The organism is Chloroflexus sp. MS-G, assembly GCF_000735195.1.
Taxonomy (GTDB): Bacteria; Chloroflexota; Chloroflexia; order Chloroflexales; family Chloroflexaceae; genus Chloroflexus.
Window position 1 is genome coordinate 1 of record NZ_JPIM01000008.1, and the last position, 24,454, is coordinate 24,454.

Consider the following 24,454-nt stretch of genomic DNA (forward strand, 5'->3'; position numbering starts at 1 on the left):
GTTCGTCATGACTATCATGATCCACGCTTCTCTTCTTTTGGCAATGTAGGGAATATCTGTTTTTTCTTGCGAGGGTATACAAAAGTATAGACCGTACCGGTTTTAGACAGCAATCCGCCGGGATGATAAACACGGGATGCGCCTGATGACGGCGCTGCGGGGTGGGCAGCGTGGGCACGATCGCTGCGCCGGGTGGCAGGTGCTGGTAGGGGCGAGGCACTGCCTCCTCCTTCCTGATTATCGGTACCCCAACGCTGGTTTTAGCTGTACATCATTTGAGAGTCTACCCGAATAATCGCCTCACCGTGCAACGGTTGAACCCAGGCAATGGAAGTACGGGTGCAACGCCACTGCGCTCCGACCGATGCCTCGCGATGGATGGGCACAGCACCACTATGCCTCACGATGGACGATCAGCCTGCTGCCGATGGCGTCGTATGGTGTGACGAGACAATTCCTGCCCGAATATCTTGTTGTTACGACACGACGAATGAAACCTGACGATGAATGCAACTCGGTACGTGACCAACCTGGTACCCACGGTATTACACATTAGGACCAGAGACAAGGCGCAAAGCGCCGTTTTACCTCTACGATATTATGCCCTGCCTATTGTTGAGTGAGCGGTGATGCCCGTAGTCGTCTGAATGCCCTCTCCCGCAACAGAGTGTTTTGGATGGGCGCTAAGCAATGACATCGGTATCATCCTTGACCAAAGCTGCTCGTACATGGTCGATAAAGGCTCGTGTGGCGAAAACGATGTTTCGGCGGGTCACACCCCCTGACACGATAAGATAGCTGTCGAAACCAATGTCGCCGTCGCGATCAACATAACAGCGAATAAAATGCAACTCGTCATTGATGCGATTAGCGTATTGCAAGCGGTCTATAAGTTCGTGCATCGGATTGGCCCGAAACTGCGACATAAACCGAATCTGTTCACCCTCTCGGATGGGAAATACCCAGATGCGAAAACCATCGCGGATGCAGATGTCGCCGTCGCTGTCGAGTTCAACGTCGAAGTAGGCATTACTGTAAAGCTGGAATAACCAATCTCGACTGACTTGGGCCGGAAGGACAATCGCGTCGGGTGAGGAGTTGTCCATACTCATCAGTACCACCTTTCTTCTGGTTTGGTTTTGAATCGGCGTTGTACATTGTGGTCGGAAAAATATTGTAAGTCACTATTGGGATCGCAGTCGTTGAGGAGGCTGCGTTTGCTGAATTATAGCACCTTTGGAGTGTTCTTCATGGACGAGTTTCAAACCCACCCCTACCAACGCTGCATCAACATTATCATTATCGGTACCCCAACGCTGGTTTTAGTTGTACATCATTTGAGAGTCTACTCGAATAATCGCCTCACCGCGCAACGGTTGAACCCAGGCAATGGATGTACGGGTGCAACGCCACTGCGCTCCGACCGATGCCTCGCGAAATGAGGAGAGAGAACGCAGAAGCTGACCTCTCCGTAGTGTGTGCAGAGGTGCGCTGCTCTCTGTGCCGATGGCGGTCTGCGGTCAGGCCTTCCGTGCTCGCGCTACCGATACCGGTCAGCGTCTTATAGGTTGGTGTGCCTACGTCTTGCGGGGGAGTGATGGTGTGCTCAGGTGCTGACCAATGGCTTTCTGTCACTTACTGCACAATACAGGCCGGAGGCCTGCGCGTCCTGCGCGCTGAGAACTTTAAAAACCCCTCCAGCTCTTGCCCGCCCGTTGACATGTCTCGGTATGAATGGTATACTTCCGCTACACAAATCAATAGCCGACGTTGAACAGGAAGAGTAGCGAGTGTGGCGACAATCCAGCGAGCCGATGATGGTGCGAGATCGGCACGTTCGGCGCTCGTGAATGGGCCTGGGAGTCGCACGGCGAACCGGGGTTCATCCGCAGTAGTCGTTGCCGGAGACGCCACCGTTATCAGGGCGCTAGGTGTGAAGCGGCTTTGCCGACAGCACCTGCAGAGTGCGCTGTCTGTGTGAACAGCGGCGAACGAGAGTGGCACCGCGGTTTTCCCGTCTCTCGACCAAACTGGTCGAGAGATTTTTTATTCGTGTTTTGTAGTGAGGAGAGGGATCTGTGGAGACTATCAAGTATCTGCTCAGTGAAGATCGCTTGCCGGAGACCTGGTATAACATTGCCGCCGATCTACCATCTCTGCCACCGCCGCCCTTGCATCCGGCTACCGGTCAACCAATTGGTCCTGCCGATCTAGCGCCGCTCTTTCCGATGGAGCTGATCAGGCAGGAAGTCAGTACCGAGCGGGCCATTCCTATTCCCGACGAGGTGCGATCTATTTACCGGCAATGGCGACCGACTCCACTATTCCGCGCCCGCCGACTTGAGCGGGCCCTGGATACACCGGCTCGCATTTACTACAAGTACGAGGGCGTCAGTCCGGCGGGTAGCCATAAGCCCAATACGGCAGTGGCGCAGGCGTATTACAACAAGCAAGAAGGTGTACGTCGGTTGGTCACCGAGACGGGCGCCGGTCAGTGGGGGTCCTCATTGGCATTTGCCGGTGCGCTCTTTGGGCTTGAAGTGGAAGTGTTTATGGTGAAGGTGAGCTATGAGCAGAAGCCATACCGCCGTGCTCTGATGGAGACCTACGGTGCACGGGTAATTGCCAGCCCCAGTATGGAGACGGCTGCCGGGCGTGCGATTCTGGCCCAGAATCCGGAGAGTACCGGTAGTCTGGGGATTGCAATCTCTGAAGCGGTTGAGGTTGCTGTGCAGCGCGATGATACACGCTACGCGCTTGGCAGTGTGCTCAATCACGTGCTCCTTCATCAGACGGTCATCGGTCAGGAAGCGATGATCCAAATGGAGATGGCCGGTGATTACCCAGATGTGGTGGTTGGTTGCACCGGTGGTGGATCAAATTTTGCCGGTATCGCCTTCCCCTTTATCGGTGCGAAATTGCGCGGTGAACGCCCGTTGCGTGTGGTCGCTGTTGAGCCTGCCGCTTGTCCATCGCTAACCAAGGGGAAATATGCCTACGACTACGGCGATACTGCCCATCTGACACCGTTGGTTAAGATGCACACGCTCGGCAGTAGCTTTGTTCCGCCCGGTATTCACGCTGGTGGGCTGCGTTACCACGGAATGGCACCGCTGGTTAGTCACCTGCTTGAGATAGGGGTCATTGAGGCGATTGCTATTCAGCAACTTGAAACCTTCGCCGCCGGTGTACAGTTTGCCCGCACCGAAGGAATCCTGCCGGCGCCGGAAGCTAACCACGCTATCGCCGGCGTAATCCGTGAAGCGCTACGCTGCAAGGAAGAGGGCAAGAGTGAAGTAATCCTCTTTAACCTTTGCGGTCACGGTCATTTTGATCTGCAAGCCTACATGGATTACCAGGCCGGCAAGTTGCGTGATTACGAGTATTCTGATGCCGAAGTGGCAATGGCATTGGCCGGGCTGCCCGCAGTGGGTGCGTAGTAAGAACAAGCGAGACGCGGGAATCTGCGTCTCGCTCGTGCAGGCTGCTTAGAGGGTTAAGGTAACGTTTACCGTGATGATCGGGCCTTTGACGTCGAGTATCAGGTAACGACTAAACCCGATCTGTTCAATCTGAAGTGGTAGTGTGGTTCCGTTCAATGTAACCGTTTGCGGGGTCGTACTGGGAGGTAAGAGCAGGCGCAGGCGAAACATTTCACCGCTACCGGTTGCCGTTAATACCAGTTGCCCAGGACGATTTGCGGTTGGCGGCGTCATGTGCCAACGGTAAGCGGTGTAGGCATCACTGGCGGCATAGCGGGCTACGGCATAGACATCTCGGATATCGTGTATCGGATCGGCTGACCAGCGCGGGGAGATGGTAGCTTTCTGAAAACCGATGGCGCTGTCTTCGATGCCAGCGGCACCCTCGACCATTGCTCCTAGCATCGCGCTGGCGCCCCAGCCGTCGGTTGGTAAAAATTCGTGTACCGGCGCAATTCCACCGGTTGGGTAGTACCAGAGATAGGTTGCACCGGTACGTTCGATCAGATCGATGTAGCGTTGCAGGATGTTGAAGCCATACGACTCGTAGCCGTAGCGAAACGCGCCACGTGCCAACTCACCACCAACCAGGGGCATAATGCCGCCGTTGACATATTCACCAGGACGTTCACCGAGACGCCCGTTCATCCCAAAAGCGCCTGGTGGAAAAGGTGGATCAATGCTATACCATTCGGCGAAAGCGATACGCTGGGGATCATTCAACCGACGGAGATACTCGGCAACAATCGCTCGACCCTGCGTTTCACTCAACACGCTGCGATTGAGCGCAATTGCATTCGAGAGGCTCAACTGCTCGGCTTCATCAACACCGGGAACATCGTAAGGGATAAGTTTGACATGATGGGTGTAAAAACGGCCATTCCAGCTCAACGCATTGAGGCGCGTCATCAGATCGGCAGCTATCGTGCGACGTACCGCTGCCAGATTAGACTGACCGGCCGCCTCTTCCATCAATGCCAGTGCGTTGAGGGCTGCGGCCAGTCCGGTATTATCACCGTGAAAGATACCCCATTTAGTCTGCTCATCAATCCAGTGCCGGGGACCAAGTTCTCCGGTATTCGGGTTGATCATCGGTGGGCCGTACTCGAAATCCCAGGTGTCGATGGTAAACGGACGCTTAACCAGGCCCAATGTCGGTTCCCAACGCAACGGATCGCGCATAGTGTAGTCAATCGCCCGTTGGGCCGCCGGCAACATGCGCATCATCCAGACTGTATCGCCGGTTACTTGCCAGGTCTCGAAAATCAATTGAACAAAGAGGAATTCAACGTCTGCCTCAACCGGGGTGCGGAAGGCAGGAATTTCCCATTCCGGGCGTGCAAGAAAATCCGGCAGACTGCCGTCCGCAGCCTGAATACGAGCAAATGCTTCCGGCAACGAGCGAAGGTCGGTCTCGAAGTAGCGGAAGGCGCGGTTTTGATAATAGTGATCGCGCAACCACAGCAGCGGACTGTCTGGCGAACGGTAGCCTGTAACCAGTTGTCCATCAAGGAGATAACTCAGCCGGTCGGCTGCCATAAATCGGCGGACCGTCGGGTACAATTGGTCATAAGCAGCTACGCCGCTGTGCAGAGTCGTCTCGGTCTCAAGATGATAGATCGGCCCGTTCGCGACTATCTGACCATCGGCAGTGAACAGAGCAGCCCAATGGCTGCCCAACGCACCGCGTGGTATGACTTCGACCAGGCCCTGACCATTGGCGATGGTCAGCGGGAAGCTCCCGGCAAAGCGCTGTTGGCCGTCAAAGATGATGAGCGTCGCCGATCCGTTATAGTCGGGAATGTGTACAGCGACAGTTACCGGAACCAGAGGTTGGGTAACTAGTTGCTGACTGGTAAGGCTGGCGTGAGCTGCGGCTTGTACCGGAATTGCTGGCAGCCATGCACTGCCAAGCACGCAAATTAATAGGAAGAGGATAAGATGCTTCATTGCTTACCTGATACGAACAATGCCTGACGTTGCTTAGTATATCACGCTTTTTTTCGATAGTACCACCAGAGGGGACCTATGACTCACAAACCACGTGTCTTTTCGGGGATTCAACCTTCAGGTAATCTACACATCGGCAATTATTTAGGCGCTATCCAGCAATGGGTCGCCGGCCAGGGCCAGAAGACGAACTTTATCTGCATTGTTGATCTGCACGCCATCACGGTACCGCAGAATCCGGCCGATCTGCGCCGACAGACCCGCGAGCTGGCTGCACTCCTGCTTGCCTGTGGTATTGATCCGCAGCAGACCACGCTGTTCGTACAGAGTCATGTGCGTGCCCATGCCGAATGCTCATGGGTATTTAGTTGCATCACGCCTCTTGGCTGGCTTGAACGTATGACTCAGTACAAAGCTAAGGCGCAAAAGCAAGAGAGTGTCATGACCGGCTTGCTCACTTATCCGGTGTTAATGGCTGCCGATATTCTGCTCTACGATGCCGATGAGGTGCCGGTTGGCGAAGATCAGAAGCAGCACATCGAACTGACGCGCGATCTGGCACAGCGCTTTAACTATCTCTTCGGGGAAACGTTCGTGATTCCCAAGCCGGTGATTCGCGAGAGTGGCGCCCGGATCATGGGTCTCGACGACCCAACGGTGAAGATGAGTAAGTCCGAGACAACCCGTGGTCACGCCATTCGGATCATTGATGATCCCGACGAGATTCGCTGGGCGATTAAACGGGCGGTAACCGATTCCTTCAATGAAATTCGCTTTAGCGATGATCCGGAGCGTGCCGGTGTCAACAATCTCTTACAAATCTACGAATTATTGACCGGTCGCAGTCGGCCTGAAATCGAAGCCCACTTCGCCGGCAAGGGCTATGGTGCGCTCAAGCGCGAGCTGGCAGAAGTCGTCATTGAGGCGTTGCGTCCGATCCGTGAACGCTACTATCAACTGATGGACGATCCGGCTGAGCTTGATCGCATCCTGGCTATCGGCGCCGAGCAGGCGCGCGCAGTTGCCGAGCCAAAGATGACGCTCATTCTTGAGCGAGTTGGCTTTGTCTTGCCCAAAGATCGCAGATAAGGAAGAGTATGTACTACCCAACCATCGACCAGTTACGGGAATTACGCCGCCAGGGCAATCTCTGCCCGATCTACCGCGAGATCATGGCCGATCTGGAAACTCCAGTTTCGGCCTATCTCAAAATTGCTCAGGGCGGGATTGGTTTCTTGTTAGAGAGTGTAACCGGTGGTCAGAATATCGGTCGCTATTCATTTATCGGTAGCGATCCCTACATGGTGCTGCGCATGCACGATGGTGTTGCGCAAGCCACTCACGGCGGATACAAGCAAACGCTGCACTACACCGATCCACTGATCGTCTTAGAAAGCTATCTCAGTGCCTACCGCCCGATCCGACTCCCCAACTTACCCATCTTCGTCGGCGGCGCAGTCGGTTATCTCAGCTACGAATCGGCACGCTATTTCGAGCGATTACCGATTCCACTGGTGCGCCCCTACGATATGCCTGAAAGTTGGTGGATGTTCGTTGACACGATCCTGGCCTTCGATCACGTGCGTCACAAGATTATTGTTATCTCGCACGTGCATCTTGATGTCGAAGATCTGGCTGCCGAGTATCAGCGTGCTATCAACCGGATCGAAACACTGATTGCTCGGCTGCAACGACCGTTGCCACCGGGCATTAGGCTAAGTTTGCGCAACTATGAGCCGCACAACACGCCAACGCGGATCACAACTAACCCGGTAGCCTCGAATCGTACTGAGGCTGAATTCAAAGCAGCGGTATTGCGTGCCAAAGAATACATCATGGCTGGTGACATCTTTCAGGTACAGATTTCGCAGCGTTTCAGTAAAGCGACCGATGCCGACAGCTTCACTATTTATCGTGCTCTACGTACCATCAACCCATCACCGTACATGTTTTACATTCGGACGGGCGAAGGTGATCTGGTCGGGGCATCACCTGAAATGCTGGTACAGGTACGTGATGGTAAGGTGACTACACGCCCGATTGCCGGTACACGCTGGCGTGGGCGTGATGCTGCCGAAGATGATCGGCTGGCCGCCGAACTCCTGGCTGACGAAAAAGAGCGGGCCGAACATCTGATGCTGGTCGATCTGGGGCGCAACGATCTGGGTCGCATCAGTGAGCCTGGAACGGTGCAGGTACCGGTCTTTATGACGATTGAAAAATATAGTCACGTTCAGCATATCGTCTCAGAGGTTACCGGTCGGTTACGCGCCGATCTGAAGCCGATTGATGCCTTACGGGCTTGTTTCCCGGCTGGTACGGTCACCGGTGCACCCAAGATTCGCTCGATGGAAATCATCGCCGAGCTGGAAGGTGAACAACGTGGGATTTATGCCGGCGCTGTTGGGCATCTGGGTTTTAACGGTGATCTCGATACCTGTATCGCTTTACGTACACTGATCGTGAAAGACGGCATTGCATACGCGCAGGCGGCGGCTGGGGTGGTTGCCGATAGCACACCTGAATACGAGTTCAACGAGAGCTGTAATAAAGCGGCTGCCTCATTACGCGCAATTGATCTGGCTGAAGAGTTGCAGGCTGGTGGGTGAACGACGGCATAATCGGATGCGGTGGGCACATCGCACTGGCTTGTTAATCACTGGGGTAAGGGAGGGGCATAGCATACCGTGTCCCTCTATTGCTGATTTCGATGCGAGCGGGTGCTTTGTTCGGTTCCGTTTACCAGGAGAAAGGTGCTACCGATGGGTCTTCACCGACCATCGTCAAATGCCAGACGCTACGCGCATGCCGGGCGACCGATTGGCGTTACGTGTACCGATAGCCCGCTTGGGCGAGTGTTAGTGGCGACTACCGATACCGGACTCTGTGCGGTCTATCTGGGTGATGATGATACAGCCCTGCTCCAGACTCTTTACGCCGAATTTCCGGCAGCGCATATTGGTTCTGGCCCTGCTCCGAAAGCAGCTGCCGCTGCGATAGCTGCCTATCTGTGCGATCAAACTCCGCTGCCGGTATTGTCGCTTGATCCGGTTGGGACATCGTTTCAACGCTTAGTCTGGCAGGCGCTCTGTCGCATTCCGTATGGCGAGACCCGCACCTATCGTCAATTAGCCGGAGATCTAAGCTTACCTGCTAGTGCTGCGCGGGCTGTTGGTCAGGCCTGCGCAGCCAACTCGCTGGCCATAGTAATCCCCTGTCATCGCGCCATTGGTGCTGATGGCAGGATCGCTGGTTTTCGTTGGGGGATTGCAAGGAAGCAGGCGTTGTTGATGGGTGAAGGGGTGTTCTTGCCGTACCTGGAATGAAAAAAAATCCGCCAAAGTTGGCGGATGTACTGGCGACCCCGGTGCGATTCGAACGCACGACCTTTTCCTCCGCAGGGAAACGCTCTAATCCACTGAGCTACGGGGTCGTATTCAGCTTGCCTATGAATTATAGCATAGTTCAGGCAATTATGCAAATGCTGTAAGGGTGCGTATGGCTTTTCGACGTTTTCACTCTGCCCAGGTGAGAAGAGGGTAGCAGTGGCGGCTCCCAATCTATCCATAGGACGTCAGGATATGTTTAGCCTCTCGTTCCAACGGTCGTTTGCGTCCACTCCCTATCGTTTCGCCGTTGATGCCCGTCAGCGCAGAGTAAGGGTGGGTGCTCACCCTGATCCCCTGCAAGCGATGCGGTGCGATAGAGTGCCGATGCGCCAAACGATAGCTTCCAATGACGAATCCAGGTGATTGCGTGTAGGGGATCGTCATGCGGGATGAACGACATTGGCGAGCGAATACGACCAAACCCTGAACACAACGTTCCTCCGACCTTCTCTGCACCCTCTTTCAATGATACCTGTCAGCGCACGGCAAAGGTAGGTTCCAAACCCCCTCCTATCGCTCTCTTCATACCTATTGCATCCATCGTCACTGGCGTGCAGCGAATATTCAAATACATCCGAAGACATCTTCAAGCGACACATCCACTTGTTGTTCTGCTACGTAAAGAAGAGTGAAGCCGGAAATTGTGCAGACAATTGACAAAGTATTGGCAATTCCGGTGTAATGGAAACCATGGTTTTGTAAGGAGGAGTGTCCCGTGATTCGCAAGCTATCTATCGTGGTGACGACGGCGTTATTGTTCGCTCTGTTGGTGGTACCGGCTGTATTTGCACAGGGTAGTGCGGCTAAAGTACGGGTCATTCATGCTTCACCCGATGCACCCGCCGTTGATGTGTTTGTCAATGGGAATGCAGTGCTTACCAACGTCGGCTTTTTTGCCGCCAGTCCATACCTTGATCTCCCGGCAGGCACTTATCGGGTGCAGGTCGCACCAACCGGTGCCGGTGCAGGTTCGGCGGTCATTGATGCAAATGTGACGATTGAGGCTGGGAAAGCCTATACAATTGCTGCGGTTGGACCGGTGGCCAACATCAGGCCACAGATCATTGCAGATAACCTGAGTGCCCCGGCTGCCGGTCAGGCCAAGGTGCGGGTATACCACTTCTCGCCTGATGCGCCCGCAGTTGATGTTAAGCTGGCGAATGGAACAACGCTGATCAGTAATTTGGCCTTCCCCGATGCGAGCAATTATCTGGAGGTGCCAGCAGGTACCTACGACTTACAAGTAACCCCAGCAGGTGGAAGCGCAGTGGTGATCAACTTGCCCGGAACAAAGGTCGATGCTGGTCAAATTTACAGCGTGTTCGCGACGAACTTTGTTGCTAGTATTACACCCCAACTTGCCGTTACGGCTCCGGTTGCAACTGCTGCACCAGCGGCGCTGCCTACAACAGGTGGCGAAACCCTGCCACTAGTTGCACTGGTATTGATGGCGCTGGCGCTCACCGTAGCTGGTGGGATGGTTGTCCGTCGCAGTATGCGGTAGAACTCTAGCCCATCGGGTTGCGATACCTGAATAAGTGTGACAATTGCCCCCTACCTCTCCGCATTGTGGAAGAGGTAGGGGGATTGCATATAGAGCGATAGAGCTATGTTTGTGGTTCATAGGCTGAACTTATATTCCTTTCGCGAACGTAGCCTATCGCATAACGTGCGATTGCAACACCTTATCTTCGTCGGCCCACCCCATCTTGGGCAGCGCCAGTACGTTATGACGAGTGGGTTCTCAATCTGCCGCTACCGGTCGTGGCAGTCTTATCGGGCGAGGTGGTTCTTACCAAAAATTGTCACAAGGCATAGTGCCACGAAGCTGTATACCATCGCTAGCGCAGCAACAGATACCCCTGAAACAAGGACTCCATACGTATTCGTGAGGACGTGGAAGATCGTTACAACGAACAGACTGCCCTGCGTGCTGTTGTAGAGCCAGGTGTAGATGAATGATACCGCCATGGTGCCGATAAACCACGTCAGAAAAGGATAATCAGACATTGGATGGCCCTGCCAGAAGAACAGCGGTACATGCCATATTCCCCACAAGACGCCAACTACGAGCGTTGCCGTAAGGGCACTGTGGTTTTTCTGTAATCTTGGTAGGGCAAATCCTCGCCATCCGACCTCTTCCCATGTATTCGAGAGCAGTGACATCACAAAGGTTGCAATCGCAACACCGACGATGTTGCCGTCCACTGCTATGGAGTTTGCTAGCAATCCTAATACCTGAGTTATAGTTTTGCCGCTTAGCAGGAAGATCGCTGGTGCAATGGCGGCAATCATTAACCAGCTTGAGCCTAAACACCAGTTTCCAAATGTCCGAAATAGGCGGTCAACTCACACCGTACCTTCGTTTACCGCAGTCACAATAACTGCTGCTACAGCAGGCGCCACTGCTGGCAGCAAGAGTAAAACCTGAAAAAGTGGAGGCTTAAACGGCGTTATACCCTGCGAGCCTGCCACCATTGGTAACCAGCCGAACCACAAGAACGCAAACGTCAATACATAAAACCAGAGGACGGGATGATGTTTCATCGACACTTCCTTCTTCTTGTTACCTGAGTACCTCTGTGTATTATCACAGCTTAGAGCCTATCCGAATACCTCGTCGTCACGTCACGACGGATGAAATCCATCACCGCATGCAAGCCGATGGAGTCGAGGCACGGCACCGTCGTGCCCCGACGGGTGCACCCCGACGAGTGGTGAATGGGATGGGCGCATGATCAACAACCCCCATTGTCCATCGATGCATCCCGTGCTCGTCGTATCATCGGGGAGGGCAGTGCGCGAACCGCCCCTCCGCTATCGGCAGATATGGGTGCGTTGCGTCGTCAAGCCACCCATGCATAGTCTTGATCAGTGATCACCGTTGGGGGCAATGGGCACCACGGTGGTTATTCGGTCGTCGTTACCCCCAGCATCGCTTCGTTCCAATCACCGCACGGGGAAGAGACGAGATTCGCTGACCTTCATCTTCCACACCAGGATGTTTCGGATAGGCTCTTAGAGATTCTCTGCCCGATACCCAAAAACCTCATCCAGCCAATCAAAGACTACTTGCTGCATCAGGCCCAGATTATTGATCTGGCAGTGAGCATCTGCACCATCGGCGGCAACGAAGACGCGAAAGGCTTTAGGGCATCGGAGAGCGTTGTAAAACTCGCGAGCCTGCATCATTTGTGCTTCTGACTCTCCTTCGCCAACCATACACAATACCGGACATGTAATCTCTTCTATCCTTTCAACTCGTGCTTGTCGCGCCATTTCTAACGCTTCAGAAATTGTGCTTACTCCGGCTTGCCAGCAGAACTTCTCTAATGCAATACCGGGCAGGGGGTTTCTAAGACCTGCCAGCCTGGTAAGGGTGTTCCTGAAAAAACCGGGAGTTTTGAGGAGTACCGACGGAATTTCGGCCATGACAAGTTGGTAAATATCTATGATGGGAGCACTGGCTATGCAGGCTTTGATACGTTTCTCAAATGGAAGAGCGCGTGATACCATGTAGCCCCCACCACTGATTCCAAACAAAGCCAACCGTTCAGCGTCGACCTCTGGTCGAGTAAGTGTATAATCGACGACGGCTTTGATCGGCACTTCAGTATTGGTTCGGAAAAATAAACCATCGAAGGGGGTTCTTCCCTGACCGGGCAAGTCTACCAGGAGGATGTGATACTTCCGGCGTATTCCTGCCGGGCCTATCCAGAAGTAGAGTTCTTCTGCGCATGTTTCGCCACCGCCTATCATGATCAACGTTGGTGCTTTCCGGCTCTCGTCGTTACCCCGCAAAAAATACCCTGGTAGAAATTTACCTTCGAACGTGATCTCAATGGGTTCGGCAGATGGCTTACATTGAGTAGTTGCTTGTCGGAAGCACCATTGTGCCTTTTGCCATATCTCACGTAGTCGTGGATCTCGCGGGCGAATAAAGATGCTTGCCATCTGATGATATGTGAAGGCGCGCAGGTAGGTTTCATGCGCACTGACCCGGTGCCCACGTGCCAGTGCCTGTGTCGCCTGCGATTCGACGCGACGGGCCATTTCTGACCAGGCCTTGTACCAGCTTTCGGGATCACCATCTTTAATTTGGGAAGCAGTGTAGAAGCACTCGCCAAGTGCCGAACCACCTTCGTTTTGGTGAGCAAGAATCCAGGCAAAATAGAAATCCATATCGTCATTCCGAAACCGGATTCGCTGTTTGCTTCGCTGCCATAGTTTCTCTTTATTCATAACTGTTTATCCTTGAATTGGAAGAATCTTTCGCGGACTAACGGATTGTGCTGCCCTTGAATGGCGAAGGTGGTGGAGTGAGGCTAGGTGTAAGCCTGTATTAAGCTTGCACGTGGCTGTATCATTCAGGCTAAGTTTATTGTAGCTATCACAGTTCCAGGAATCGTCTGGACTGCGATGCGGTTGCGAGATAGCGCCGAGATACGGTTGATAACTGCACACACCGTAGGGGCAGGTTTGCACCCACCCCTACGGTTCTGATTAAGCATACATTTTGACCTAGAGGGAAGGGTTTGAGTGAACGTTCCCGATACTCTCTTCTCTCTCCTACCTTCTCTCTCCTACCTTTTCTCTCTCTGCTACTGGCGCAATCGTTGGCACAACCCACGGTTCGGCTTGGCGACACAGAACGATATGTTTACGCCAGGATTCCTCGCTGTATGGATAATCCTGCCGGAAATGACCACCACGACTCTCAGTGCGCAGCAGTGCTGCGGCAACAATTAATTGTGCGGTAAGCGCTGCATTAACGGCAGTAAGGTGATCGGCTTCATCAGGATCGGCACTGACCGGCCAGGTTGCCAGTCTGATTAATGCTGCACTAAGGGTGTCACCGTGACGGATTGGCCCAGCAGCACGCATAATATCGGCCAGGATCGTCCGCCAGTTGGCATCGGGTGGCGCTGAAATAGGTGCAGGTGGTAGCGGATCGGGGAGCGGTACCTCCTGATCGCGAAGGGCCGCTGCTGCTTCTCCGGCCCGCCGCCCAAATACCAGACACTCAAGCAGCGAGTTGCTAGCCAGGCGATTGGCACCATGAACACCAGTGCAAGCCACTTCACCGGCGGCAAAAAGACCGGGTAAGCTGGTTGCACCGCTCAAATCAGTACGCACACCACCCATCAGATAATGAGCCGCCGGTGTGACGGGTATCGGAGTCCGGGTGGGATCAATGCCATCGGCACGAAGATGGGTACAGATCGTCGGGAAGTGGTGCTCGATCAGATGGGCCGGTAGGTGAGTCAGATCGAGCAAGACATGGTCACATCCTTCGGCCTGCATCGCCGCAACGATTCCGCGCGTCACGACATCACGTGGCGCTAATTCGGCACGCGGGTCGTAGTCGGGCATAAAGCGGCGCCCGCCGGGCGTGAAGAGCAGACCACCTTCACCGCGTGCTGCTTCGGTGATCAGGAAGCCATGCCCGGCCCGAGTCCGATAGACGGTAGGGTGGAATTGTACGAACTCCATATCGGCCACTTCTGCACCGGCCCGATAGGCCAGCGCAATCCCTTCGCCGAGTGCCGTTGGTTGATTGCTAGTCAGGCCGTATAATGCACCGGCGCCGCCGCTGGCCAGCACAGTTGCTTTGGCCAGTACCCGCCACCATGTCCCGTCAACCATGCGTACCAGCGCGCCAACCACTCGCTCTCCGGCGGTTAGCAGTTCAACCGCCTGGGCCTGCTCGCGGACAGCGATCAGCGGTGTTGCCCGGACACGCTCGATCAGCACCTGCGTCACTGCCCGTCCGGTCGCATCACCGACGTGAACGATGCGGCGGCGGGAATGTCCACCTTCCAGTCCTAATGCGAACTGGTCGGCGTCGCGCTCGAAGGGAACACCCAACGAAGCCAATTCGCGCATCAGGGCCGGGGCTTCGTTGGCCAGTACTGCCACGGCAGCCGGATCACACAGCCCTGCTCCGGCGATCAAGGTGTCAGCTACGTGAATACCGGGCGAGTCGGCTGGGTCGAGGGCAGCGGCAATTCCTCCCTGTGCCCAGGCTGAATTGCTTTCAGGTAACGATCCACGCGCCAGTACCAACACCCATGCGCCGCGAGCTGCGGCGGCCAGCGCTGCGGTTAGGCCGGCTGCACCGGCGCCAATCACCAACACATCCACCTGGCGGTCACGCATGGGAGGGAGTCGGCTGAGGATACTGCGTGAGGCAGGAATAGTTGCCATACGTGGTTCCTTTACGATAAAGACCTGAACCTTCCTTACCGGTCAGCACGGAAGGCGATCAGGCTGAGAGATACTTACAGAGCCAACATGCGATCAATCGCCAGCCGTGCGCGGTTGGCAATCTCTGGTGGAACGGTCACCTGCTCGCGTAGATCACGAAGACTGTTACGCACCTTCTCGAGCGTAATGAGCTTCATATACCGGCAACTGATCGACTCGTCAATCGGCACGAATTGTTTAGTTGGGTTGGCCTTGCGCATCCGGTGCAGAACGCCAATCTCGGTAGCGACGACAAAGCGGCTGGCCGGTGAGCGATTGACGTGCGCAATCATGCCTTCGGTCGAGAGAATGTGGGTTCCCCGCTCATCAATCACCCCATGCGCCAGATAATCCATGGTGCTGGTGACACAGCCACATTCAGGGTGAATGAGAAACTCGGCGTCGGGCATGGCTGCACGCTTTTGTTCGATCATTGTTGGCCGAATGGCAGCGTGTACGTGACACTCACCGGCCCAAATCTTGATCGGGCGACCTGTCTTCTGGCGGAGATAACTGCCTAGAAACATATCGGGTAAGAACAGAATAGTTTTATCGGCAGGGATGGCGTTGATTACCCGTTCGGCATTGCCTGAAGTACAGCAATAATCACTCTCGGCCTTGACGGCTGCACTAGTATTGACATAACTAACTACTACTGCATCTGGATGGGCTGCTTTCCATTGACGCAGTTGTTCGAATGTAATCGAATCGGCCAGCGAGCAGCCGGCATTGGCGTCGGGGATCAGCACAGTACGCTGTGGATTGAGAATGGCCGCCGTTTCGGCCATGAAGTAGACACCACAGACCACAATAACGTCGGCATCAGTACGTGCTGCTGCCTGTGCCATACCGAGCGAGTCACCAACGTAGTCAGCGATCTCTTGAATTTCGCCGTATTCGTAATTGTGGGCCAGAATGATCGCGTTGCGTTGGCGACGCAATTCATTGATCTCGGCAATGAGTGTTGCTGCGGTTTCACCGGTCGTTTCGTAGAGCTGGGCAACCATGGATGGTACTCCGATTTAGTGTTATTATTACACTTTTAAGAATTGTGATGAGTATACACTGCGGGTGAGATATTGTCAAGAGGTCACTAAAAGATCTATTCAATGTCATCGCGTTTCTAAAGAGTACTATTATTCAAGGAAACATTCTCGAGAGGCCACTAAAAAATTTTTCATCCAATAGGCCTTTTTTCCCTCTTCTCTTTTGACGATCTTGGTTGCACAATAGGGATACAGCCGCAAATCGTAGCGATGTACGGTCGTCTGAACCGGTCATGCTTGAGATTTGCCGGGCGTAACCCTGAAACAATCTTCGGCGATGGATCGTTTAGGTATGTAAACATATATACCACCGCCGAAGGGATGTATGGAAACACTCATGACCGGTCAGGTAACGGAATGGCGTGATCTGGAAGGCTACCTTGAGCCGCACCAGCTCACGGAACTGATGATGACAGGTGATCTACCTGCCGAGTTCAGGTCGCGTCTAGGTCGCGAGTTACGCTCCCGGCTGGCTGCGCACGCTGCCTATATCCCGCCACAATTGGTGCGCGATCAACTGATCAATCCGCAGCCCGGTCGTATCAGTGGTGCTTTTTGGGAGGGAGCACTCCTCTTCGCCGATCTCTCCGGTTTTACCGCACTGTCCGAACGACTATCGGTGTTGGGCCGACAGGGCGCCGAAGAGGTTTCGGCAGTGGTAAACCGGCTATTTGCAAATCTCCTGCACGAAGTACAGGTTCACGGTGGGTCTTTACTGAAGTTTGGTGGCGATGCGCTGACGGTCTTCTTCGATGCCGCAATCCTGGGTGAGCACCACGCGATGGCTGCCTGCGCGGCGGCACTGGCGATGCAGAAGCGGATGACCGAGTTCGCCAATCTGTCGACGCGCGCCGGCGAATTTACCCTGCGCTTACGGGTTGGCGTGCATGTCGGGCGCGTGTTCGCGGCTGAAGTGGGTGATCAGAGTCATATTGAATTACTGGTGACCGGCCCAGAGGTGAATCGAGTGGCGCTGGCCCAGGAGATTGCCGCGCCTGGTGAAGTTGTCGTTACTGAGCAGACGTTGCATCGTTTAGCTTTCTATCGTGTCGAACAGCGACGGGCTGGATTTTACCATCTGCTTGATCTGTCGATGACATCGCTGCCATCAGTATCGTCGTTGACATTGCCGCTCAGCGGTCCAGATGATCTGGCGACACTCAATCGGCTGGCACGCCAACTGGCGGCTCTGCAACCGTACCTCGTCTACCGTTTACCACGTCGTTTTCTTGATCCGGCGGCCGGCGAATTGGGTGAATTTCGCCCGGTGACGGTGCTCTTTGTCAATATTTATGACTTTTCAGCGTACCTGAACCGCTTAGAGAACGCTCCAGCATTGGCAGCTACGATCTTCAATGCGTATTATCGGCGCGCCCAGGCAGTTGTACATCACTATGAAGGGATTGTGAATAAAGTGGATATGTACACCCACGGCGATAAGCTGATGGTGTTGTTTGGTGCGCCTACGGCCCATGAAGATGATCCTATTCGTGCTGTCCATTGTGCACTCGAACTACGAAACCTCATGCGGGATGTAAATCGCGAGATCGGCGAACGAGTAGGGACGGATGTGATACCACTGAGGCAGAAAATTGGTATCAACACCGGTACCGTCTTTGCCGGGCGCGTTGGTGGATCGACTCGTTATGAATACACGGTGATGGGGTCGGCAGTGAATCTGGCGGCGCGGTTGATGGCGGCAGCTCCCGAAGGGGCCATCTATCTCTCACCGAGCACGCAGGTTGCGGTACGTGATTATTTTGCGCTCAAAATGGACCCTCCTCTGACCCTGAAAGGGCTGAGTGAACCGGTGACGCCAGCGCAGGTGCTGCATCATACAACGAGTGTAACCACACGCCATGATAGCGAACACCTGTTGATAGCACCGTTGATCGGACGTGATGCTGAATTGCATCAGGTGTTGAAGACGGCCCGCGCTGCATTAAAAGGTCAGGGAGCAACCATTGTGCTGGTCGGTGAGGCTGGCGCCGGTAAATCCCGCCTGGCCGAGGAGACCATTCAGCGCCTGGTCATTGATTCGACGGTGTCTCACGATCCTGCTGAAGGGGTGCCGCCGTTCACCATTCTATTCGGGGATTGTCAGAGTTATGAACAGCGAACTCCGTATGCAGCCATTCGGATGCCTTTGCTGAGCGCGCTAGGCGTTGATCTACGGGATACACCGGATCGTATTGCTGCCAGTGTTGTGGCGCGTGTCGAATACCTGGTACCGGAAGTCGGGCGCTTTGCACCGTTACTGGCCGATGCACTTGGGGTACCGATTACCGATACCCCGTTGACAGCCGGCATTTCAGCACAGCAACGTCATGATCGTCTACAGGAATTGATCGTTGCCATCTTTCTGGCGCTGGCCGACCGTGAATCATTGCTCGTGTTGCTTGAAGATTGTCACTGGGCTGATGTGCCATCTCTCGAGGTGTTGGAACGGTTGAGTAAAGCGGCGGTAGGTCGAAAGTTAGCGTTACTGCTCACCTACCGACCTGAAATGATTTCACCGGCGCCATGGGATGATCTGCCCGGCACGGTGCGTCTCGTGTTGGGTGAGCTAAAGCCAGAAGATAGTCGGTCGTTGTTGGCCGCTTTCCTCGGCGGTTCACCGCCAGATGAGATATGGCCGCTGTTAGATCGCACGCAGGGCAATCCATTTTTCATTGAAGAACTGGTGCGGACGCTGATCCGTGATCGATTGCTGGTACGTGAACAGCCAGGGGCGTCGTGGCAACTGACGCGACCAATTGAAAAGATCGAAATCCCGCAGAGTATTGAAGGCTTGCTGATAGCACGTCTTGATCGGCTCGATGAACCACGCCAGGAGTTGGTACAGGTTGCCTCGGTAATCGGACGCCGTTTCCAACGTCCGGTGGTTGAAGGGGTGTACTCGAATCCACCGGTGCTCGATGAGAGCTTACAACAATTGATTAGCAATGAATTGTTCCAGGCCGATCAGCAAGAGCAGATTCTGTCATACATGTTTCGGCATGCCCTGCTCCGTGATGTGGCGTATGAAGGCATTCTCTACGCTCGACGGCGTATGTTGCACGCACGAGTTGCGCATCGTATCGAGCAGATTGCTAGGCATAAACTGGAAGAACAGTACGCTGTACTGGCATGGCACTTTTTGCAAGCCGAAGAGTGGCAGCCGGCAATGCACTATCATCTGCTGGCAGCAGCACAGGCCCACCAGCGCTTTGCCAACCGCGATGCCCTAGCCCTGTATACAACTGCGCTTAACATTGCGCCACGGCTGGCAACAGTGTTGGCGCCGGAGCGATTGATCAATCAGGTAGCCGAAATCCATGAGGCGATTGGGGAGATTTATCTCACGCTAGGCGAGTACGACGAAGCCGAGCACCACTTCCGTGAGGCGCTCCAATTGTGTATGCCTCTTGCCGACCAACCGGTAAGTGAACGCTGGCTGCGCATGCATCGCATGTTGGCTGCGGTCGAAGAACGGCGCTCAGATTATGAGCGTGCTTTTGCGCTGTTGACGGATGGGATGGCGCACGCCCACAAAGATTTGCAGGCCGAGATGGCTCGTTGTTATCTGCTGGGCGCCGGGATTGCGTATCGTACCGGCGATTATAAGCACGCGATGGAGTGGGCCAATATCGGCTACAAGCTGGCCGAACAGAGCAATAGTGTGACCGATCAGGCGCGGGCTTTCAAGATTATTGGCAATATTGCCAGCTTTCAAGGTGACAGAAATCAGGCAATTGAAACGCTTAACCGGGCGCGTGCTCTCTACGAACAGGCAAATATGCTGGCCGGGCTGTGTGATGTACTCAATGACCTTGGACGAGTGTATACGCAAGCCGGGCGTTGGGACGAGACGATTGCGGTGTTCGAGCAGTCGATGGCTATCTCGGAGGCGATTGGCGATGTGCTGGCAACGGCCCGTACTGCGAATAATCTGGCGGTGGTGCTGGTTGGGCGTAATGAACTAGACCGTGCTGGTGCGTTGTATCAGCGTGCCAGTGAACTCTTCGCCCGCATCGGTTCACGCCTAGGCGTGGCAGTTACCGGCTACAACCGGGGCGAAGTGTTGCTCAACCAGGGTTATGCTGCTGAAGCACTTGCTCTGTTTACGGCAGCTATCGCTGATCTGGAAGCGATCAACGCCCGCAGTTTCTTGCCTGAAGTCTTTCGGCTGGCAGCTCTGGCCGAAATCGCGCTGGGTCGGCTGGATCAAGCCCGTACTTATGCTCAGCGCTCACTGGCTACGGCTGAAGAATTGGGTCAGGCCGATGATTCGGCCATTGCGTATCGGGTATTGGGTGAAATTGCCCTGGCTGCTGGCGAGCTAAACACGGCTACGGAATTGTTTGAACGGAGCAGTACCCTGCTATTGCCACTAGCGAATCGGTATGAACTCGGCAAAGTACGTTATCAACAGGCCCGCCTGGCGCTTGCCCGTAACGATAGTGTAGCAGCAGCAGCGGCTCGCGCTGAAGCACGTGCCATCTTTACCGAACTGAATGCTCAACGCGATCTGGCGCTGACCGATCAACTACTGGCTTGAGGTGTCTTTTCCTTACCGTAAAGGAGACCACTATGCAACGCCTTTTTTTCGCATTGGTGATCTTTTCGCTCTTTCTGGCGCCGATGGCGTTGAGTTCCCGTCCTCAGGCGGTAACGGCGGCTGCAACTGAGCCGGTTCGGCTGACAACGATTACTGAATTACCGGCAATAGGAGAAGTAGAACCTAACAATCGGATTACACCACCCGGTGTCACGGCCCAATCAATCGCGACCGGTCGTACCGATAGTTGGCGCCAGCCGATTAGCGGAATCATTTCTGCGTCCGACGATATTGACTACTTCTCCTTCGACATCACTGCGCCCGGATCGCTGGTGACCATCGAACTGACTAATCTGAACGCCGATTACGATCTGGTCTTCGGCGGTGGGGTTGATCCGGCTACCGGGCAGGGTGGGGCAACTGATAGTTTCGAGTTTGATCCTGGTCGGCCAGGTCTGGAGGATGTTACCCAGATAGGAGGGCAGATTACGTCTATTGGCGGTCAGATTACCTCAATCGGTGGGCAAATTACGTCTATTGGCGGTCAGATTACCTCAATCGGTGGGCAAATTACGTCTATCGGCGGTCAGATTACCTCGATCGGTGGGCAGATTACGTCTATCAGCGTCAATCCTGGCAATCGAGATGAACGGATTGAAACCATCGTCTGGCAGGCAGGCCGCTATTTTGTGGCCGTTGCCCCGGCAAGCGCCGGTCAGACCAGTTCATTACCTTACCGTCTGACCATTACGCTCGAACGTAGCACGCTGCAATCACTGGGGCCAGCGCCGCATGTGCAGTTTCTCATCGATACCCCTGATCCTGATGTCTCAACGCTCTACATCATTAATTCAGCGCGGATGCAAGCGCTGTATCCGAGTGAGCTAACTGCCATCAGTGCAATTACAACAACGCTTCAGGGATCATACTCGCAGACCCAGACGTTAGTCTATGGGGCTTCGTACAATGATCTGATTGTAGAGAAGGGGGCAGTGATTGATCTGGCAAATCTAGAAGTCATTGCCGGTAGCGGCGCCCAGCCATTCAATCAATTGCTTGAAGACTGGGGCCAGCCAGTCGTCAATCAAGCCAATCCACTCTATGCGAACTTCTTGGCCCAGATTATCGATCACGTGATCGAGGCGGCAATTAGCCCTGATGGCAGCGGACGTTCGGGTGATGTGCGTATACGATACCGGATACGGGCGAATAACGACTCTAACTTAGGCAACGAAAACAACGCAGGTACGCCATATCCAAATGTGCGCCATATTGTGTTGATCGGGAGCGATGAGGTCATACCATTCTTCCGTTTGCCTGATTTAACGACGATTGCCAACGAGGCCGATTATCTGGAGTATCTGAAGACTGTTGACTCACGGTCTAATGGCGCCAGCCTGATCTCGCCCAGCAACCCGCTTGGTGCAGCGCTGCGCAATCGAATGTTGCTGAGCGATAACCCCTACGGTACCGACCGGCCCTACCGTTTCTACGGCTTCCCCCTCTTTGTGCCGGAATTAGCGGTCGGGCGTATTGTTGAACGTCCCGGCGAGATTGCCGATTTTCTACGCCGTAATGCGCCCTGGTGGAGTGATAATAATATCGAGTTGAGGGAAGATCTGAAAACTTCCAACTCCAGCTTGTCATTGACCGGCTACGACTTCTTGATCGATGGCGCCAATGCAATTTCACGCACCTTGCAGCAGGCAACCAGCGTTAGTGTGACCAAACGGGTCTTGAACAACAATACGTGGAATCGCAATGCGTTTGAAAACCAATGGCTTGAGCAACCGCTCGACACTCCTGGCTTTTTCACTTCAACCCTGGAGTTTTATTCGCGAACGCAGACCCTGGTTAGTTCACTGAATGCGCATTTCGATCACTGGCAACTGATCCCGGCGGTTACCGATGGCGGGAACTTTCCAGCCGAGCGTATTCTATCAGTAGCGTACAGTTCAGGTTTTGGTGACCTCGCTACATCATGTGATTTCTATCCTTCGATATGCCCAGGATTCTTCTCCAACACACTCTACTATTCTGTCGGTTGTCATAGTGGCTACAATGTGCCATATCAGGCTATCGATCAGTTACTCGATATACCCACTCCTTTCTACGCTGCTGACTTCGCCCAAGCCTTCAACCGCCACGCCGGGAACTGGATCGGCAATACCGGCTACGGTTATGGTACGCTCGATGGGGTGGACTACAGCGAACGGTTGGCAGCGCTGTTAACCCAAGAGCTGGTGCGGAATGAAGTTCGCCCCGACTCGAGCGCTACCAACGGTGAGACATACGTCGGACGTAGTATTGGCGATGCGCTGGTGAACGCGAAATTACGCTATCTGCGCACTGCGCTTGGCCTCAATGCGTATGACTATAAAGTGTTGTCCATCACGACTCTTTATGGCCTGCCGTGGAAGCGGATCTTTGTCGATAACCCGCTCACGGCTGCTATCGAAGACCTGAACGCGGAATTACCTCCCGGTGATCGCACAGCACCTATACCAGTTGCCGGCAGCCAGTTGACCCGTACTATTACCTTTACCATTAGCTACGATGCCAACTATCTCCAGCCAACCCGCAGTGGGCAATTGGTGCAACTGAGTGCCGAGAACTTTACGATTACCGATACGTTCTTGCTGACCAGCACCTTTAATGTTACGCCGACGGTCACAGTCTTTAACAACAACCTGATCGGCATGCCGGGTTTACCGGCTTTTGCCTACGACATCACTGCGTTGTCGGGTAGTGACGACGATAATCATCCTCCATTGGTGGTACGTGATGTCATCTTCGTTGGCGGTCAGTACAGTATAATTGATAATTTCAACCCCACCGTCACCCAAATTGTCACCGAAACGTTCACACCGCTGATCAGTACGACTGTCGAACCCGATTTCAGTGCCGGGGTTGGTTTCTGGGTTCCTGATCGTTTCTTCGGTCATAGTCGTACTGAAGGCAACAACGGGCCGCGTGATACGCTGATCAGCACGGCTGCCCAATTCCGAGCGACTGATGGGGTCACCGGAACACTGCGCACTTATACGCAGCTCGTCTTCCAGGTCATCTATACCGATCCGGCGGCCACGAATGCCAATATCGCGCTCAACGATCAGACGCCGCCGGTGATCGAGCGGGTGCGGATTGCTGGTCAGGATGCGAATCTCCAGAGCGTCTCTACACCGATAGAAGTGTTGATTAGCGATCCAGATAACCCGACAAATCCCCAGGTCACCGTCACCGGTGTCTACCTTGCCGCAGATGATGTCACCTGGACACCGCTCACCTTTACACAAGACGATCAAAATCCACGACGCTGGGTTGCCACTGTCCCACGTAATTGGCCCGATGTGCGGATCATCATCACGGCGATTGACCAGGCGGGCAATTCGGTGATGTATACGGCGAAAGGTCTATTTGCTCCGCCAACGTATCAGCTCTTCCTACCGGTGATCCAGCGCCAGAACGCGCCTCTTTCCAGTGGGAGTCCAGCATGGCAACGGTTGTATCTTCCGTTACTTTCGCGGGATGCGTCGCGGCTTGTGTATGAGTAGGGCTATCGGCAGGGCTTTTCAACGTCTTTTTCTGCCTGGCAGTAGTGATGGGGAGATAGCTGAAAGAGGAGTGAGCGGAGGGTAGTGGTTTTCAAGGTGTCCGAGTTTTCGGTCATGCTTCATACGCTGATGGTGAGTTGAAGCCTTGCTGCGCAGTTTTCTAACCAAGTTCCTCAATGCTTGTTATGCAGAGCACGGCTGGCGCCCTCACCTTGCCCTGGCCCCTTCCTCTCCCAAAATGGGAGAG

The 24,454-nt window shown here is 54.3% G+C and carries 14 protein-coding genes and 1 tRNA gene; 7 read left to right on the forward strand and 8 right to left on the reverse strand.

Features of this window, described 5'->3' with window-relative positions; translation table 11 throughout:
* Positions 1–683: 683 nt before the first annotated feature.
* Positions 684–1,112, reverse strand: a complete 429-nt coding sequence (locus JE47_RS0102590; RefSeq protein ID WP_236631109.1) for a YbjN domain-containing protein — start codon at positions 1,110–1,112, stop codon at positions 684–686.
* 966 nt (positions 1,113–2,078) lie between these two features.
* Between JE47_RS0102590 and JE47_RS0102595 the strand changes: the two genes are divergently transcribed.
* On the forward strand, positions 2,079–3,440 hold the full coding sequence (locus JE47_RS0102595) for a TrpB-like pyridoxal phosphate-dependent enzyme (protein ID WP_031458258.1): 1,362 nt from the start codon (positions 2,079–2,081) through the stop codon (positions 3,438–3,440).
* 48 nt (positions 3,441–3,488) lie between these two features.
* Here JE47_RS0102595 and JE47_RS0102600 read toward each other — a convergent pair whose 3' ends face one another.
* Complete coding sequence (locus JE47_RS0102600) at positions 3,489–5,432, reverse strand: hypothetical protein (RefSeq protein ID WP_031458259.1); 1,944 nt, start codon at positions 5,430–5,432, stop codon at positions 3,489–3,491.
* A gap of 78 nt (positions 5,433–5,510) precedes the next feature.
* Between JE47_RS0102600 and trpS the strand changes: the two genes are divergently transcribed.
* The 3 genes from trpS (at position 5,511) to JE47_RS0102615 (ending at position 8,758) form a co-directional block, all read left to right on the forward strand.
* Positions 5,511–6,521, forward strand: coding sequence for a tryptophan--tRNA ligase (trpS, locus tag JE47_RS0102605; protein ID WP_031458260.1), 1,011 nt, complete (start codon positions 5,511–5,513; stop codon positions 6,519–6,521).
* An 8-nt stretch (positions 6,522–6,529) separates the two neighbouring features.
* Entirely contained in the window at positions 6,530–8,041 is a 1,512-nt protein-coding gene (trpE, locus tag JE47_RS0102610) for an anthranilate synthase component I (RefSeq protein WP_031458261.1), read from the forward strand.
* 153 nt (positions 8,042–8,194) lie between these two features.
* Positions 8,195–8,758 (forward strand): methylated-DNA--[protein]-cysteine S-methyltransferase, encoded by a 564-nt coding sequence (locus tag JE47_RS0102615; RefSeq protein WP_051871055.1) that lies wholly within the window; start codon positions 8,195–8,197, stop codon positions 8,756–8,758.
* 30 nt (positions 8,759–8,788) lie between these two features.
* Here JE47_RS0102615 and JE47_RS0102620 read toward each other — a convergent pair.
* Positions 8,789–8,865: transfer RNA gene (locus JE47_RS0102620), tRNA-Arg, on the reverse strand.
* 671 nt (positions 8,866–9,536) lie between these two features.
* On the opposite strand from JE47_RS0102620, the gene JE47_RS0102625 reads away from it, so the two are divergent.
* Positions 9,537–10,325: a DUF4397 domain-containing protein gene (locus JE47_RS0102625; protein WP_031458263.1), complete on the forward strand. Its 789-nt coding sequence runs from the start codon at positions 9,537–9,539 to the stop codon at positions 10,323–10,325.
* Between the two features lie 269 nt (positions 10,326–10,594).
* Here JE47_RS0102625 and JE47_RS20270 read toward each other — a convergent pair whose 3' ends face one another.
* From JE47_RS20270 to nadA, 5 genes are all read right to left on the reverse strand, one after another.
* On the reverse strand, positions 10,595–11,116 hold the full coding sequence (locus JE47_RS20270) for a CPBP family intramembrane glutamic endopeptidase (RefSeq protein WP_236631110.1): 522 nt from the start codon (positions 11,114–11,116) through the stop codon (positions 10,595–10,597).
* Between the two features lie 54 nt (positions 11,117–11,170).
* Positions 11,171–11,368 (reverse strand): hypothetical protein, encoded by a 198-nt coding sequence (locus JE47_RS22065; protein ID WP_236631111.1) that lies wholly within the window; start codon positions 11,366–11,368, stop codon positions 11,171–11,173.
* A gap of 471 nt (positions 11,369–11,839) precedes the next feature.
* Complete coding sequence (locus tag JE47_RS0102635) at positions 11,840–13,063, reverse strand: alpha/beta hydrolase family protein (protein WP_031458264.1); 1,224 nt, start codon at positions 13,061–13,063, stop codon at positions 11,840–11,842.
* Positions 13,064–13,390: 327 nt separating this feature from the next.
* Positions 13,391–15,028: an L-aspartate oxidase gene (nadB, locus tag JE47_RS0102640; RefSeq protein WP_051871056.1), complete on the reverse strand. Its 1,638-nt coding sequence runs from the start codon at positions 15,026–15,028 to the stop codon at positions 13,391–13,393.
* A 74-nt stretch (positions 15,029–15,102) separates the two neighbouring features.
* Entirely contained in the window at positions 15,103–16,074 is a 972-nt protein-coding gene (nadA, locus tag JE47_RS0102645) for a quinolinate synthase NadA (RefSeq protein ID WP_031458266.1), read from the reverse strand.
* Between the two features lie 364 nt (positions 16,075–16,438).
* On the opposite strand from nadA, the gene JE47_RS0102650 reads away from it, so the two are divergent.
* Both JE47_RS0102650 and JE47_RS0102655 read left to right on the forward strand, forming a co-directional pair.
* Positions 16,439–20,653 (forward strand): adenylate/guanylate cyclase domain-containing protein, encoded by a 4,215-nt coding sequence (locus tag JE47_RS0102650; protein ID WP_031458267.1) that lies wholly within the window; start codon positions 16,439–16,441, stop codon positions 20,651–20,653.
* Between the two features lie 32 nt (positions 20,654–20,685).
* A complete protein-coding gene (locus JE47_RS0102655; RefSeq protein ID WP_031458268.1) occupies positions 20,686–24,207 on the forward strand; it encodes a hypothetical protein in 3,522 nt (1,173 codons plus the stop codon).
* Positions 24,208–24,454: the final 247 nt, after the last annotated feature.